The sequence below is a fragment of the Rathayibacter sp. VKM Ac-2879 genome (assembly GCF_015351245.1).
Taxonomy (GTDB): domain Bacteria; phylum Actinomycetota; class Actinomycetes; order Actinomycetales; family Microbacteriaceae; genus Rathayibacter.
In genome coordinates, this window is sequence record NZ_JADKSO010000003.1 from 346,447 (window position 1) to 359,946 (window position 13,500).

Consider the following 13,500-nt stretch of genomic DNA (forward strand, 5'->3'; position numbering starts at 1 on the left):
CGGCGCGAGGAGGCGTCGCGCAGGACGACCGTCTTGGCGTCGAGACCCTGCGAGGCGGCTGTCCGCGCGGCGGTCACGCGCTGAGCGCCGAGTCCGCCTGCTGTGCGTAGAGCGAGGCGTAGAGCCCGCCCCTCTCGATCAGTCCGTGGTGGGTCCCCGACTCGACGATCCGACCGCCGTCGACGACGTGGATCGTGTCGGCCGAGACGACCGTCGAGAGACGGTGGGCGATCGCGATGGTCGTGCGGCCTCGGGAGGCGTCGTCGAGCGCGGTCTGCACGATCCGCTCCGAGACGGTGTCGAGCGCGCTCGTCGCCTCGTCGAGGATGAGGACGGCGGGATCCTTGAGAAGCACTCGAGCGATGGCGAGGCGCTGCTTCTCGCCTCCCGACAGGCGATAGCCGCGTTCGCCGACGAGGGTGTCATAGCCGTCGGGGAAGGACGCGATCGTGTCGTGGATGTTGGCGGCTCGCGCGGCGGCCTCGAGCTCCTCGTGAGTGGCCTCGGGTCGTGCGTAGCGGAGGTTCTCGGCGATCGTCGCGTGGAAGAGGTAGGTCTCCTGGCTCACGATGCCGATGTGCGACACGAGCGACTCCTGCGTGAGCTCGCGCACGTCGGTGCCGGCGAAGCGCACCGCGCCGCCGGTGACGTCGTACAGTCGCGGCACGAGGTACGAGATCGTGGTCTTGCCCGCGCCCGACGGGCCGACGAAGGCCACGAACTGCCCGGGCTCGATCGACACCGAGACGTGGTCGAGCGTCGGGCGGGCGTCCTCGGCCTGGTCGGGGTAGCGGAACACGACCTCGTCGAGCTCGACCCGACCGAGCTCGCCGGACACCTCACGGGCCGAGGCGCGGTCGCGGATCGAGGGACGCAGGTCGAGGTATTCGAAGATGCGCGCGAAGAGGGCTCCGGCCGTCTGCAGGTCGAGCGCCACACGCAGGAGACCGAGCAGGGGCCACATGAGTCGAGCCTGCACCGTCGTGAAGGCGACGACGGTGCCGGCGGTCACCGTGGTGCCGCCGAGGATGAGCCACGCCGCGACGAGGTAGACGATCACCGGGATGACCGAGAGGAAGATCTGCACCATCGCGAAGAACCACTGGCCCGACATCTGCTGACGCACCTGCAACTCGATCTGGCGGCCGTTCTCGTCGGCGTAGCGGGCGACCTCCGACTCCTGCCGTCCGAAGCTCTTGGCCAGCAGGATGCCGGAGACGCTCAGGGTCTCTTGAGTGATCGCTGTCATCTCGGAGAGCGATTCTTGCGTCTTCGTCGCGATGCGGGCGCGCACCTGGCCCACCCGCCGCTGCGCGACGACCAGGACGGGAGTGAGCACGACCGCGACGATGGTCATCTGCCACGACAGCAGGAGCATCGCCACGACGGCCGCGATCACCGTCACGGTGTTGCCGAGCACGCTCGAGACGGTGTTGGTGAGCACGCTCGCCACCCCGCCGACATCGTTCGCGAGGCGCGACTGGATCACGCCCGTGCGAGTTCGGGTGAAGAAGCCGAGCTCCATGGCCTGGAGATGACGGAACAGGCGGATGCGCAGCTCGCCCATCACGGTGTTGCCCACGGTCGCGGTGAGGTAGGTCTGCCAGACGCCGAGGATCGCCGAGATCGCCCAGACGAGCACCATCACGCCGACGAGCTCGAGCAGAACGGGCAGGTCGGGCGTGCCGGAGGTCGGGAACAGGCCGTGGTCGAAGGCGAGCTGGGTGAGCAGCGGCGGGACGACCGTGAGGGCCGCGCCGACGAGGACGAGGACGACCGTGAGGGAGAGCTTGGCGCGGTGGAGGCGGAAGAGCTCGGCGATCCGGCGGAGAAGTCCGGGGATGCGCGGGGCCTCGGCGTTGCTGCGGCGTTGGCTGTCGGGGTCTCCGCCGGAGATCTTCCCGGGGCGTGCACCTCCGCCCCGCATCCCGCCGCCTGCCGCGACGTCGCCCATCCTGCTCACCGCTCGACCATAGCCCCGGGCACCGAGATCCCTCGCCGCTTCCGCCCACGGCGAATCCGTGCTTTCGACGTGCACAGAGAGGGGGCCTCGACACGGGATGTCTCGAGGCGCCCTCTTGCGGGCGAGAGCGGAGCGACCGCCGACGGTGCGTCAGCCCTTGGTGGCGCCGGCGAGGAGACCGCGAACGAAGAACCGCTGCAGCGCGAAGAACACGATGAGGGGAACGATGATCGAGATGAACGCTCCGGCGGTGAGCAGCTCCCACGACTGTCCGTACGATCCCGAGAGGTCTTGCAGCGCCTTCGTGATCGGCAGACCGGCTCCCGAGGTGAAGACCGTCGCGACCAGCAGGTCGTTCCACACCCAGAGGAACTGGAAGATGCCGAACGAGGCGATGGCCGGCACCGCGAGCGGCAGCACGATGCGGAAGAAGATCTGCCCGTGTCCCGCTCCGTCCACGCGCGCCGCCTCGATGACTTCGCCGGGGATCTCCGAGATGAAGTTGTGCAGCATGAAGATCGCCAGCGGGAGGGCGAAGATCGTGTGCGCGATCCACACCTTCGCGTAGGAGCCGTCGAGCCCGTTCACCCCGAGACCGGGGAGGATGTACAGCCCTCCGATCCGCAGGCCGTCCGAGAACAGCTGCAGGAGTGGCACGAGGGCCATCTGGATCGGGACGATCTGGAGCGAGAACACGAGCACGAAGAGCGTGTTGCGGCCCTTGAAGTCGATCCACGCGAAGGCGTAGGCCGCCAGGCTCGCGATCGTGATCGGGATGAGCGCCGCGGGGAGCGTGATGACGAGCGAGTTCACGAATGCCTTGCCGAGCGTCAGGCTGTCGCCCGAGTTGAGGGCGTTCGTGTAGTTGTCGAGAGTGAAGCCGGGGTTGGCGAAGATCGTCCACCAGCCGGTGGTCTTGATGTCGTTCGCCGGTCGGAACGACGAGATGAACAACCCGAGGGTCGGGAGGGTCCAGATCGCCGCGATGATCGCCGCCGCGAGAGTGGCGCCGCGCGAGGTGGTGGCCCTCCGCACCTTGCCGCTTGCGGCCTCGATCTTCGATTCCCCGCGGAGGAGGCGGCGTTCGGTGGTGCGATCGACCGGGACCTGGATCGGAGTGGGCGTGACGCTCATCGGATCTCCCTCTGCTTGGCGAGCTGGCGGGCGTTGTAGACGACGATGGGGAGCACGAGCAGGAACAGGATGACCGCAAGGGCCGCGCTGTAGCCGCTGCGGGCGCCGAGCTGGAACTGGCGGACCATCTCGAAGGCGAGGACGGTGGTGTCGGAGCGGCCGCCGGTCATCGCCGAGACGATGTCGAAGACCTTGAGGGAGGCGATCGAGATCGTCGTGAGGACGACGACGATCGAGGAGCGGATGCCCGGCACCGTGACGTTCCAGAAGGCCTGCCACGCGGTCGTGCCGTCGAGCGACGCCGCCTCGAGCTGTTCGGCCGGCACGCCCTTGATGGCCGCCGAGAGGACGGTCATGGCAAATCCGGCCTGGGTCCAGATCAGGACGATGACGAGGAACAGGGTGTTCCACGGCTCGAGACCGAGCCAGTCGATCGGCGTGCCTCCGAAGGCGGTGAGGATGCCGTTCAGCAGGCCGATCTGCTCACCCTGGCGCACGTCGTAGAAGAACTTGAAGATGATCGACGCGCCGACGAACGAGATCGCCATCGGCATGAACACCAGCAGTTTGAAGAACTTCTCTCCGCGGCTCTTGTCGATGAACACCGCGTAGGCGAGGCCGATCGCGGTCGCCGTGATCGGTGCGAGGAGCACCCAGACGACGGTGTTCAAGAACGCCGTGATGCCGTCGGGGCTCGTGAACACCCAGACGAAGTTGTCGATCCCCGCGAAGCCCGAACCGTCGTTCTTCATGAAGGCGTTGATCGCCGTGGTGATCGTCGGGTAGATCAGGCCGATGAGGATGAAGAAGGCCGCCGGCGCCATGAACGCGATCAGCTGGAGGCCGTAGCCCGCGCCTTTGCGGGATCGGAAGTCCAGGAGGAACAGCACACCGCCGAGCGCGGCGGCGACGACGGCGATCCACAGGACGGAGTTGTAGAGGCCGAAGGCGAGGAGGAGGACGACCGGCAGGATCACGGTCACGGCGAGGCGGAGCACGGTGTAGCCGGCACCGCGCCGAGGAGCGATCTCGACGAAGAAGAGAATGACCGCGACCACGGCCGCGAACGCCAACAGGATGAGAGGGATCTGCGCGAGCGGCGGCACGCTCGCGAGCCACTGGAAGAATGCGGACATGGACGCCCTTTCGAGTGCGACTCTGAACTCAGGTGAAGCCTAGCCCCGGGGCCCGCTCTCGCGGGGCCTGGCGCTAGGCAACGGCGCAGGGCCGCCGCTCGGGGTGGAGCGGCGGCCCTGCACTGTCGTGCTAGGAGGTGTATCCCGCTTGGATCTCCTGGAGGACCTGGTCGGTGCTCGATCCGTCGATCCAGTCCACCATTCCCTTCCAGAAGCTGTCAGAGCCGACGGACTTCGGCATGAGGTCCGAACCGTCGAAGCGGAACGTGGTGTCCGGGTTCTGCAGGATGCTGATCGAGTCCTTCAGGATGTCGCTGCCCGCGTTGGCCGGGTCGAGTCCCTTGTTCGCCGAGATGACGCCTCCGAGCTTGACGCGGCTGTTGGCCCAGTCGGCGCTCGACAGGTAGGCCTGCACCTTGGCGGTGTCGGCGTCGTTCGAGAACGCGGCGACCATCTCGCCACCACCCGTGACGGCCTGGGGGTCGTCGGCCTTCACCGGCGGGGTGAGGAACGCCCACACGTCGCCGTCCTTGGCGACCTTGGCGCCGGCCGCGGTCAGGAAGCCCTCGAAGAAGGAGGCCTGGTGGGTCAGAGCGCAGCTTCCGTTGGCCACGTTCTGGGCGACGTCGCCGAACGCGGTCGAGTTGATCGACTTGACGTCGCCGTAGCCGGCGTTGACGAGGGTCGGGTCGAGGAGGATCGAGCCGACGGAGTCGAACGCCTCCTTGATCTTGGGGTCGGTGAACTTCGTGTCGCCGGCGACCCAGGAGTCGTAGACGTCGGGCCCGGCCTCGCGGAGGACCGCGTCCTCGATCCAGTCGGTGCCCGGCCAGCCCGAGGCCTCGCCGGAGTTGAAGCCCGCGCACCACGAGGGTCCGCCGGTCTTCTGGGCGATCGTCTTGCCGAGCGCCTCCATCTCGTCCCATGTCTGGGGAACCGAGACGCCCCACTCGGCGAACTTCTTCGGCGAGTACCAGACGTAGCCCTTGACCGACGCCATCAGCGGCGCGCCGTACTGGGTGCCGTCGACCTGGCCGTACTTCTGCCAGTCCGCCGACCAGTTCTTCTGGACGTTGGCGAGCGCGTCGGCCGGGAGCTTCTGCACCTTGCCCGAGGCGATCGTGTCGGCGAGGAGCCCCGGCTGCGGGAAGATCGCGAGGTCGGGGGTGTCGCCGCCCTGGACCTTGATGCCGATCTGCTTCTCGAACTCCTTGTCGCCCGTGTACTTGATCTCGATGTTGTTCTGCTTCTCCCAGTCCGCCCAGGACTGCTCGAGAAGGGTGGCCTCGTCGCCGTTGATGGTGCCGTACACGTTGACGACGCCGTCCGCCGTGCCGACGTTGCCGGCCGAGTTACCGCCGCCGGCGTTGGGATCGTTGGGGTCATTGCTGCTGGAGCAACCCGAGAGAGCGATGCCGGCTGCCGCGAGAACGGCGACCGGGACGGTGATACGGCGGTGCAGGGATGACCGCATACTTCCTCCTCATTGAGTGGTGGATCAGCCGAGGGAGCCGCCCCCTCGGTCGAGACCGGGGCCTGTGGCGGCTCGAAGCGTGTGCCGCGACAACTCGGATGGTGGTGATGGCGACGCCGGGAGGACCTGCGGTGAATCTGAAGGACCTTCGAGCGAACCATCGGGTGTGACGTGGGTGGGCTCCCACGAAGGGAAACCTTTCCACAAGAACGATGAAAGCACAACGAAGTCGATAGAGCGCTCTCTCAGGTAACGATTCGGCGTCAAACCGGGCTTGTACCGCGTGCGGCCCCCACGAACCTCCACGTGGACTGGCCGGACGCCATGCCGCGCGGTATAACTTCCTGGAACCGTTTCCAGCATCGAGGCAGGGGGCGTGGGGAGGAACGCCGTGACAGGCATCGAAGAGGTCGCCGAGCTCGCCGGGGTGTCGAAGGCGACGGTCTCGCGGGCGTTGAGCGGTCGAGGCTACGTCTCGGCCGGCACGAAGCAACGGGTCGAACTCGCCGCCTCCAGCCTGGGATACGTCGTCTCGGCCAACGCGTCGAGCCTGGTCACCGGTCGCAGCAACAACATCGCGGTCATCATCCCGATCATCAACCAGTGGTTCTTCGCCGGCATCATCGAGGGCATCGAACGCGCCCTGCTCGCGGCCGGCTACGACCTGCTCCTCTACAACATCGACAAGCACCTCGAGGCGCGCCGCAGCGTGTTCGAGTACTACCTCGTGCGCAAACGCGTCGACGCCATCGTCGCCGTCACGCTCGAGATCTCGCCACACGAGACCGAGGCGCTGCTCGCCCTCGGCAAGCCGATCGTCGGCATCGGCGGCGAGCTGCCCGGGATCCCCACCTTCAGCATCGACGACGTCGCCGCCGCTCGACTGGCCACCGAGCACCTCCTCTCCCTGGGCCACGAGCGCGTCGTCCACATCGGCGGGCTCACGGAGGAGGAGATGGACTTCCACGTGCACACCAAGCGTCGAGAGGGCTTCTTCGAGGCGCTCGTCGCCGCTGGCCGGCAGCCGGACCCCTCCGACTTCGTGCCCACGCGCTTCGACATCCCCGGGGGCCACCGCGCCGGCCGGCAGGTCCTCGGCGATCCGCGCTCGCGACCGACCGCGATCTTCGCGGCCTCCGACGAGATCGCCATCGGCATCATCCTCGCCGCACGCGAACTCGGCCTGTCGGTGCCCGAGGACGTCTCGATCATCGGTATCGACGACCATCCGCTCGCTGAGCTGTTCGGGCTCACCTCGATCCGACAGGACCCTCGTCAGCAGGGCGAGCTCGCGGTCGAGCTGGTCCTCGGCGCGCTCGCAGCGGGAGCGCGCGGCGAGGAGCCTCCGCCCGCACGCCACACGATGATCCCCGCCTCCCTCGTCATTCGCACGAGCACCTCGGTTCCACGGGGAGCGAGAATCGGAGCATGACCGACACCGACTCCCCCGCCGTCCGCGACGTTCCCGAGCGCTCCCGATTCGAGATCGAGGTCGGCGGCACGGCGGCCGGCTTCGCGGCCTACGTGCGGCACGACGACGAGGTCGTGCTGACCCACACCGTCATCGACGAGGGCTGGGAGGGGCGCGGGCTCGGCGGCGTTCTCGCGCGCGCGGCCGTCCTCGCCATCACGGAGGCGGGAGGCACCGTGGTTCCGCGCTGCCCGTTCATCGCGTCGTGGCTGCGCAAGCACCCCGACGTCCCGGCGCGCGTGCGCTGGCCCGAGGACTGAGCCCGGCACCCGAGCCCTCCCGCGTCCGCGCTCAGGCGGGAGGCGTCGTGACGGCGATCTCCTGCAGCGCCCACGAGTTGCCGTCGGGGTCGCCGAAGTAGGCGTACTTCACGCCGCCCATGTCGTACACCTCGCTGACCTCGAGCGAGCGGGCGGCGAGCTCGGCTCGAGCGGACGCGATGTCGTCGACGACCAGGTGGAGATTGCGGACGACGCCCTCCTCCGGCCCGGGACCCATGCCGGTGCCGATCACGATCGAGCAGGCAGAGCCGGGCGGTGTGAGCTGCACCACCCGCATCGTCGGCGACGGGCGGACGTCGTGATCCAGGTGGAAGCCGACGACCTCGGTGTAGAACGCGAGGGAGCGATCGACGTCGGTGACGGGAAGGGGAACGAGCTCGAGACGCATCTGCACGCGACCAGTCTGCCGGCCGCCCACGGTGACACGCGCATGCCCGGCGACCGCGGTCAGGCGCGAGGGGCGACGACCAGTCGCTCGTGCATGATCTCGACGGCACGTTCGAGCACACGTCGATCGCCGGGCGCCAGATCGGCGAAGATCGGAGTGAGTGCCTCGCCGAGATGCGTGCGCCAGGAGGCGAGCGCCTCGGCTCCCGCCGGCGCCAGACAGATCTGCCACGCTCGCGCGTCGACCGGATCGGCGACCCGGTCGAGCCAGCCGGCATCGACGAGGTTCTTCACGATCTTGGTCATCGTGGGCTGCGACACGCGGCTCTGGTTGGCCAGCTCTCCGAGCCGCATCGGCCCGATCGAGAGCAGCACCGAGAGCGTGCGCCACACGGCCTGCGACTCCTGGTTGTCGGTCGCCTGAGCGGCGAGACGGACGAGGCGATGCGTCACCGAGACGAAATCGCTCAGGAGCTCGCTGAGCGAGACCTCGCTCGGAGGCACGTCGCGCGCGGGGAGCCCGGCAAGCGGATCGATCACAGTCACCTTCCGATTTTAGAGGCGCCTGCCCGCGCCAACGCGGGAACGACACAGGGCGCCACCCCCGAAGAGGTGACGCCCTGTGTCTGCGCGAACCGCCCGGAGGCGGACTCGCTTCACCCGTGCGGGTGACCGGCCGGAGCCGGCGGGGACTACTTGACGGTGACGGTCGCGCCGGCGCCCTCGAGCTGAGCCTTGGCCTTGTCGGCGGTCTCCTTGTTGACGGCCTCGAGGACAGCCTTGGGAGCGCCATCGACGAGAGCCTTCGCCTCACCGAGGCCGAGGCTGGTGAGCGCGCGCACCTCCTTGATGACCTGGATCTTCTTCTCGCCGGCCGACTCGAGCACGACGTCGAACTCGGTCTGCTCCTCGACCTCTTCGGCGGGGGCAGCAGCGCCGCCACCGGCCGCGGCGACCGCGACGGGAGCAGCAGCGGTGACCTCGAAGACCTCTTCGAACTTCTTGACGAACTCCGAGAGCTCGATGAGCGTGAGCTCCTTGAAGGCCTCGATGAGCTCGTCCTGCGTGAGCTTTGCCATGATTTTTCTCCTTGTTTTTCTTTGTCTACGAACCGCGCGCGCACTGCCTCCCTAGGGAAGACGTCAGCTCGCGGACTCCTGCTTTTCACGCAGCGCCTCGACCGTGCGAACGGCCTTGGACAGCGGTGCGTTGAACAGATATGCGGCACCGAACAGCGAGGCCTTGAAGGCGCCGGCAAGCTTGCCGAGCAGAACTTCGCGGGACTCGAGGTCGGCGAGCTTGCCTACCTCTTCTGCGGTCAGCGGGTTACCGTCGAAGTAACCGCCCTTGACCACGAGGAGAGGGTTTGCCTTGGCGAAGGCACGCAGCGACTTCGCGACGGCGACAGGGTCGCCGTGCACGAACGCGATGGCCGAAGGGCCAGCGAGCTCGTCGTCGAAGGACGAGATACCGGCGTTGTTCGCCGCGATCTTGGTCAGCGTGTTCTTCACCACGGCGTAGGTTGCGTGCTCACTGATGTCCTTGCGCAGCGTCTTGAGCTGAGCAACGGTGAGACCGCGGTACTCGGTCAGCAGAACGGCCGTCGAGCTCTGGAACTTCTCCGTGAGTTCGGCAACCGAGGCTTCCTTGTTCGCCATGGCTACTCCTGTGAATTCTCGTGCCGGTAGCCCGAAGGCAGGCAAAGAAAAAAGCTCCGACGCAGGGGCGCGGAGCTGGGGAGACGCAATGATTGCGATTCGTGACTCGTGCACCTGCGCGGGCAATTCGCTTCGCGAATCCTTCGTCCGGTGCAGTCCTCGCGGGGCCGGGGCCCTGCTCGCACGCACACCGGAAACCGGCGGTCTTTGGCTCCAGACAGAGTACGACGCGGAAGGCGTGGGCGCAAGTCGGGGACGGCCGCTCGTGACCTCCGGAGGCAGAGAGGACCGATCGGACGGTCCGCTCCCCGGCAGCGACGTGCCGCTCCACGCACCGCGGGTCCCGACGGGGGATGCTGGTCGCATGACCGCTCCGTCTCCGCAGCCCGACAGGAGCCGAGTCGACTCCGCCATCGCCTCGGTCGAGGGCGAGTTCGGCACCTTCTTGCACCGCGTGCGCGCCGCGATGCGCTCGTACGCCGAGCGGCTGCATCCCGAGCTCGGCGCTCTGGGCTACCGGACGCTCTCGACGCTCGAGCGCTACGGCCCGATGCACGCGGGCGCGCTGGCCGAGCTGCTCGAGATGGACAAGTCGGCGTTGAGCAGGCAGCTCACGGCGCTCGACAGGCTCGGCTTCCTCGTCCGAAGGCCTGACCCTCAGGACGGGCGCGCGACGATCCTCTCGCTGACGCCCGCGACGGCCGAGCGGCTGAGCGAGATCCGCAGCTCCAACCAGGCGATCATGCACGAGGAATTGCGGGCGTGGGATCCCGCTGACGTCGAGCGCTTGGCCGTCCTGCTGCACCGGATCAACGCACTCGACATCTGAGCGGCAGGCCCGGACCGCCTCCGCTCGACGAGACCCGCGCCGTCGACGGCAGGCCTAGCACCCTCGCAGCGCCGGGACAATCAGCCGACACCTGTGAGGAGGACTGCGTAGCGTCGAACGCGATGGATCCGCTCACCTCCGCCTCGCTCCCCACCGATGTCGACGACGCCCTCACGTTCGCGCGCGCCCTCGGGGCCGCCGCACCGCGTCCCGGAACCGGCCGCACCGCGGAACTGCACGGACTCCTCCTGCGAGTGGCGCGCCGAGACCTGGGCGCCGCCCGCGCCCTCGAGCCGCACCTCGATGCGCTCGCGATCCTGGGGGAAGCGGGGGTGCATTCCCCTGAGCTCGGGATCGCCGCCGACGCGTCGTGGGGTGTCTTCGCCGCGGAGGGCGGCGACGAGCCACTCGTCGCCCGCGAGCGTGATGGCGCGTGGACCCTCGACGGCGTGAAGCCGTGGTGCTCGTTGGCCGACCGCCTCGACGCGGCCCTGGTCACCGCCCACCTGGGCGACGCCTCCGGCGAGCGCAGGCTCTTCGCCGTGCCGCTGCGGGAGGCGACGGTGGCGCCCGAGGCCGGCGCCTGGCATGCACGGGGGCTGGTCGAGGTGCCCAGCGGGCCCGTCCGCTTCGGCGGCGCCTCCGCCGCGCCCGTCGGCGAGACCGGGTGGTACCTCTCGCGTCCGGGATTCGCGTGGGGCGGCATCGGCGTCGCCGCCTGTTGGCTCGGTGGCGCGCTCGGGGTCGCCGCTACGGTCGCGTCGGCGGCGGCACGGCGCGACGAGCCCCACCTCCTCGCGCACCTCGGCGCGATCGACACGGCCGTCGCAGCATCGCGGCGAGCGCTGGCGGAGGCGGCGACCGCCATCGACGCGGGAGAGGCCCAGGGCGCCCGTGGCTCGCTCCTCGCGCAGCGCGTCCGGGCGAGCGTCGCGTGGGCCGTCGAGGAGATTCTGGTGCGCGCCGGACGCGCCCTCGGACCAAGCCCCCTCGCCCTCGACGCCGAGCACGCCGCCCGCGTCGCCGATCTCACCCTGTACGTGCGCCAGCACCACGCCGAGCGCGACGACGCGGCGCTCGGGCGGGCCTTGCTCGCCTCGGGAGAGACGGAGCTGTGGTGAGTCGTCCCTTCGACGGACGCCTCGAGGGCACGCCCGTCGAGCGATGGCGCGAGGACGGCCGCCGCGACCGCCTCCCCCGCCTCGAGCTGCCCGAGCCGGTCGAGCGACTGCTCGTGGTCGTCGCGCACGCCGACGACGAGACGCTGGGCTGCGGCGGCACCCTCGCGCTCGCTCGGAGAAGAGGGCTCGCCGTCGACGTGGTGATCGTGACCGACGGAGCCGCCGCGCACGGCGCTCCCGACACGACCCTCGCCTCCACCCGACGCGACGAGGCCGCCGCCGCACTGCTGCAGCTCGGTGCCGGCATCGGCCTGGAGTTCCTCGAGGTGCCGGACTCGACGACCCCGGAGCACCGCGACCGCATCGCGGCGCACGTGCGCCGGCGCGCAGCGGGAGCGCCGGGCACCGTCCTCCTGCTCTCGACCTGGACCAGCGACGGGCACCGCGACCACCGCGTGGTCGGCGAGGTCTGCGCCACGATCGCTGCCGAGTACGCCCATCCGCTGCTCGCCGCACCGATCTGGCTGTGGCACTGGGCCGACCCCGACGACGACGAGGTGCCGTGGAGCGCGCTCGCTCGGGTCGCGCTCGACGAGGAGGCACTCGCGCGGACACGGCGGGCGCGTGCCTGCTACCGGAGCCAGACGGAGCCCGGGCCGGACGGGTCGGCTCCCGTGCTGCACCCCCTGTTCGTCCGCACTTTCGCGGGCGACGACCGACTCGTCCGGGTGCGGGGGTGGACATGAGCTCGTTCGACGAGCTGTACGCCCGGCACGAGGACCCGTGGGGCTACACCAGCCGCTGGTATGAGGAGCGCAAGCGGGCCCTGACCCTCGCGTGCCTGCGTGAGCGGCGCTATGCCTCCGCGCTCGAGGTGGGAGCGTCGATCGGCGTGCTGGCGGAGGCGCTCGCGGGGCGGGTCGACCGTCTGCTCGCCATCGACGTCGCGGAGGCGGCCGTCGAGCGCGCCGCCCGGCGACTCGCTCACCTCCCCCACGTCCAGGTCCGCCGGCACGATGTCACGACCGGCGTCCCGGAGGGCCCGTTCGACCTGATCGTGCTCTCGGAGGTCGGCTACTACCTGGGACGCGAGGCGCTCGAGTCGACGCTGGTCGGCCTCCGCGACCGGCTCGCGGTCGACGGGGAGCTGGTGACCGTGCACTGGCGGCACCCGATCATGGGGCTCGAACTTGACGGGGACGCGGTGCAGCAGGCCGTCGCCAGGCTCGGCCTCCCGCGCGTCGTGCGGCATGAGGAGGAGGACCTGCTGCTCGAGGTCTACGCGCGCGACGGCGACTCGGTGGCGAGGCGGGCGGGGCTGGTGTGAGGCACGGTATCGAGGAGGTCGTGGTCGTCGTGCCCGCGCACGACGAGCACGAGCGGGTCGGGGCGCTCGTCGCCTCCGTGGCCGCGAGCGCGCGACACCTGCGCTCCGGTGCGCCCTCCGTGTGCGTGCGGATCCTGGTGGTCGCCGACGGCTGCTCCGACGCCACCGCAGCGGTGGCCCGCTCGAGGGGAGCCGAGGTGCTCGAGCTCGATCGCCGCGGTGTCGGAGCAGCCCGCGCGGCGGGGATCGCGCACGTCCTCGCCTCCGCCCTCGTCCCGCACGAGCGCCTCTGGATCGCGAACACCGACGCCGACTCGGTAGTCCCCTCCGACTGGCTGCTCGCGCACATCGAGCACGCGCGCCGCCACGACGCCCTGCTGGGCACGGTGCGCCCCGACCCTGCCGATCTCGCTCCGGAGGCGTACGGCCGCTGGCGCGAGACCCGGGAGCGCGAAGAGGCGGTCGGCAGCATCCACGGGGCGAACCTCGGAGTACGCGCGAGCGCCTACCTCGCCGCCGGCGGCTTCGGCACGGAGACTCTGCACGAGGACGTCCGGCTCGTCGAGCGCCTGCGCACGACGGGCGCGCGAGTGGGCGCGAGCGACCGCGGCGAAGTGGTCACCTCTGGTCGACGTGACAATCGGGTGTCCGGCGGATACGGGCGCTACCTGCACGAGCGCTTCGCCGGCGACGAGGTCACGGCTTCAGCCTGAGCCCTT

15 protein-coding genes are annotated in these 13,500 nt (G+C 69.6%); 7 read left to right on the forward strand and 8 right to left on the reverse strand.

The window, feature by feature from the left end:
* Positions 1–73: 73 nt before the first annotated feature.
* The 4 genes from ITJ45_RS10495 to ITJ45_RS10510 form a co-directional block, all read right to left on the reverse strand.
* Positions 74–1,954: an ABC transporter ATP-binding protein gene (locus ITJ45_RS10495; protein WP_194609832.1), complete on the reverse strand. Its 1,881-nt coding sequence runs from the start codon at positions 1,952–1,954 to the stop codon at positions 74–76.
* 159 nt (positions 1,955–2,113) lie between these two features.
* Positions 2,114–3,097: a carbohydrate ABC transporter permease gene (locus ITJ45_RS10500; RefSeq protein ID WP_194609664.1), complete on the reverse strand. Its 984-nt coding sequence runs from the start codon at positions 3,095–3,097 to the stop codon at positions 2,114–2,116.
* Positions 3,094–4,233 (reverse strand): carbohydrate ABC transporter permease, encoded by a 1,140-nt coding sequence (locus tag ITJ45_RS10505; protein ID WP_194609666.1) that lies wholly within the window; start codon positions 4,231–4,233, stop codon positions 3,094–3,096. The genes ITJ45_RS10500 and ITJ45_RS10505 overlap by 4 nt, the downstream gene beginning before the upstream one ends.
* Before the next feature lie 130 nt (positions 4,234–4,363).
* Complete coding sequence (locus tag ITJ45_RS10510) at positions 4,364–5,707, reverse strand: ABC transporter substrate-binding protein (protein ID WP_194609668.1); 1,344 nt, start codon at positions 5,705–5,707, stop codon at positions 4,364–4,366.
* A 391-nt stretch (positions 5,708–6,098) separates the two neighbouring features.
* On the opposite strand from ITJ45_RS10510, the gene ITJ45_RS10515 reads away from it, so the two are divergent.
* A complete protein-coding gene (locus tag ITJ45_RS10515) occupies positions 6,099–7,139 on the forward strand; it encodes a LacI family DNA-binding transcriptional regulator (RefSeq protein WP_194609670.1) in 1,041 nt (346 codons plus the stop codon).
* Positions 7,136–7,438, forward strand: a complete 303-nt coding sequence (locus ITJ45_RS10520) for a GNAT family N-acetyltransferase (RefSeq protein WP_194609673.1) — start codon at positions 7,136–7,138, stop codon at positions 7,436–7,438. Before ITJ45_RS10515 ends, ITJ45_RS10520 begins: the two co-directional genes overlap by 4 nt.
* 31 nt (positions 7,439–7,469) lie before the next feature.
* On the opposite strand, the gene ITJ45_RS10525 is transcribed toward ITJ45_RS10520, so the two are convergent.
* From ITJ45_RS10525 to rplJ, 4 genes are all read right to left on the reverse strand, one after another.
* Positions 7,470–7,853, reverse strand: a complete 384-nt coding sequence (locus ITJ45_RS10525) for a VOC family protein (protein ID WP_323742985.1) — start codon at positions 7,851–7,853, stop codon at positions 7,470–7,472.
* Positions 7,854–7,906: 53 nt separating this feature from the next.
* Complete coding sequence (locus ITJ45_RS10530) at positions 7,907–8,392, reverse strand: MarR family winged helix-turn-helix transcriptional regulator (protein ID WP_323742986.1); 486 nt, start codon at positions 8,390–8,392, stop codon at positions 7,907–7,909.
* Positions 8,393–8,538: 146 nt separating this feature from the next.
* Complete coding sequence (gene rplL / locus ITJ45_RS10535; RefSeq protein ID WP_194609675.1) at positions 8,539–8,925, reverse strand: 50S ribosomal protein L7/L12; 387 nt, start codon at positions 8,923–8,925, stop codon at positions 8,539–8,541.
* A gap of 63 nt (positions 8,926–8,988) precedes the next feature.
* Positions 8,989–9,504 carry a 50S ribosomal protein L10 gene (rplJ, locus tag ITJ45_RS10540; protein ID WP_055791018.1) on the reverse strand — a complete coding sequence of 172 codons (516 nt, stop codon included), beginning with the start codon at positions 9,502–9,504 and terminating at the stop codon, positions 8,989–8,991.
* A 364-nt stretch (positions 9,505–9,868) separates the two neighbouring features.
* Here rplJ and ITJ45_RS10545 point away from each other — a divergent pair, with 364 nt between their 5' ends.
* The 5 genes from ITJ45_RS10545 (at position 9,869) to ITJ45_RS10565 (ending at position 13,494) form a co-directional block, all read left to right on the forward strand.
* Complete coding sequence (locus tag ITJ45_RS10545; RefSeq protein ID WP_194609677.1) at positions 9,869–10,333, forward strand: MarR family winged helix-turn-helix transcriptional regulator; 465 nt, start codon at positions 9,869–9,871, stop codon at positions 10,331–10,333.
* A gap of 122 nt (positions 10,334–10,455) precedes the next feature.
* Positions 10,456–11,454, forward strand: coding sequence for an acyl-CoA dehydrogenase family protein (locus tag ITJ45_RS10550; protein WP_194609679.1), 999 nt, complete (start codon positions 10,456–10,458; stop codon positions 11,452–11,454).
* A complete protein-coding gene (locus ITJ45_RS10555) occupies positions 11,451–12,200 on the forward strand; it encodes a PIG-L deacetylase family protein (protein WP_194609681.1) in 750 nt (249 codons plus the stop codon). Before ITJ45_RS10550 ends, ITJ45_RS10555 begins: the two co-directional genes overlap by 4 nt.
* Entirely contained in the window at positions 12,197–12,781 is a 585-nt protein-coding gene (locus tag ITJ45_RS10560; RefSeq protein WP_194609683.1) for an SAM-dependent methyltransferase, read from the forward strand. The genes ITJ45_RS10555 and ITJ45_RS10560 overlap by 4 nt, the downstream gene beginning before the upstream one ends.
* The gene (locus ITJ45_RS10565) at positions 12,778–13,494 is read left to right on the forward strand and encodes a glycosyltransferase (RefSeq protein WP_194609685.1); all 717 of its coding nucleotides are present in this window, start codon (positions 12,778–12,780) and stop codon (positions 13,492–13,494) included. The genes ITJ45_RS10560 and ITJ45_RS10565 overlap by 4 nt, the downstream gene beginning before the upstream one ends.
* Positions 13,495–13,500: the final 6 nt, after the last annotated feature.

Bases quoted from the DNA above. Each gene is read 5' to 3' on its own strand.
- ITJ45_RS10505 (WP_194609666.1), bottom strand. From the start codon at position 4,233: ATGTCCGCATTCTTCCAGTGGCTCGCGAGCGTGCCGCCGCTCGCGCAG.
- ITJ45_RS10520 (WP_194609673.1), top strand. From the start codon at position 7,136: ATGACCGACACCGACTCCCCCGCCGTCCGCGACGTTCCCGAGCGCTCC.
- ITJ45_RS10510 (WP_194609668.1), bottom strand. From the start codon at position 5,707: ATGCGGTCATCCCTGCACCGCCGTATCACCGTCCCGGTCGCCGTTCTC.
- ITJ45_RS10500 (WP_194609664.1), bottom strand. From the start codon at position 3,097: ATGAGCGTCACGCCCACTCCGATCCAGGTCCCGGTCGATCGCACCACC.
- ITJ45_RS10545 (WP_194609677.1), top strand. From the start codon at position 9,869: ATGACCGCTCCGTCTCCGCAGCCCGACAGGAGCCGAGTCGACTCCGCC.
- ITJ45_RS10495 (WP_194609832.1), bottom strand. From the start codon at position 1,954: ATGGGCGACGTCGCGGCAGGCGGCGGGATGCGGGGCGGAGGTGCACGC.
- ITJ45_RS10550 (WP_194609679.1), top strand. From the start codon at position 10,456: ATGGATCCGCTCACCTCCGCCTCGCTCCCCACCGATGTCGACGACGCC.
- ITJ45_RS10560 (WP_194609683.1), top strand. From the start codon at position 12,197: ATGAGCTCGTTCGACGAGCTGTACGCCCGGCACGAGGACCCGTGGGGC.
- rplL (WP_194609675.1), bottom strand. From the start codon at position 8,925: ATGGCAAAGCTCACGCAGGACGAGCTCATCGAGGCCTTCAAGGAGCTC.
- rplJ (WP_055791018.1), bottom strand. From the start codon at position 9,504: ATGGCGAACAAGGAAGCCTCGGTTGCCGAACTCACGGAGAAGTTCCAG.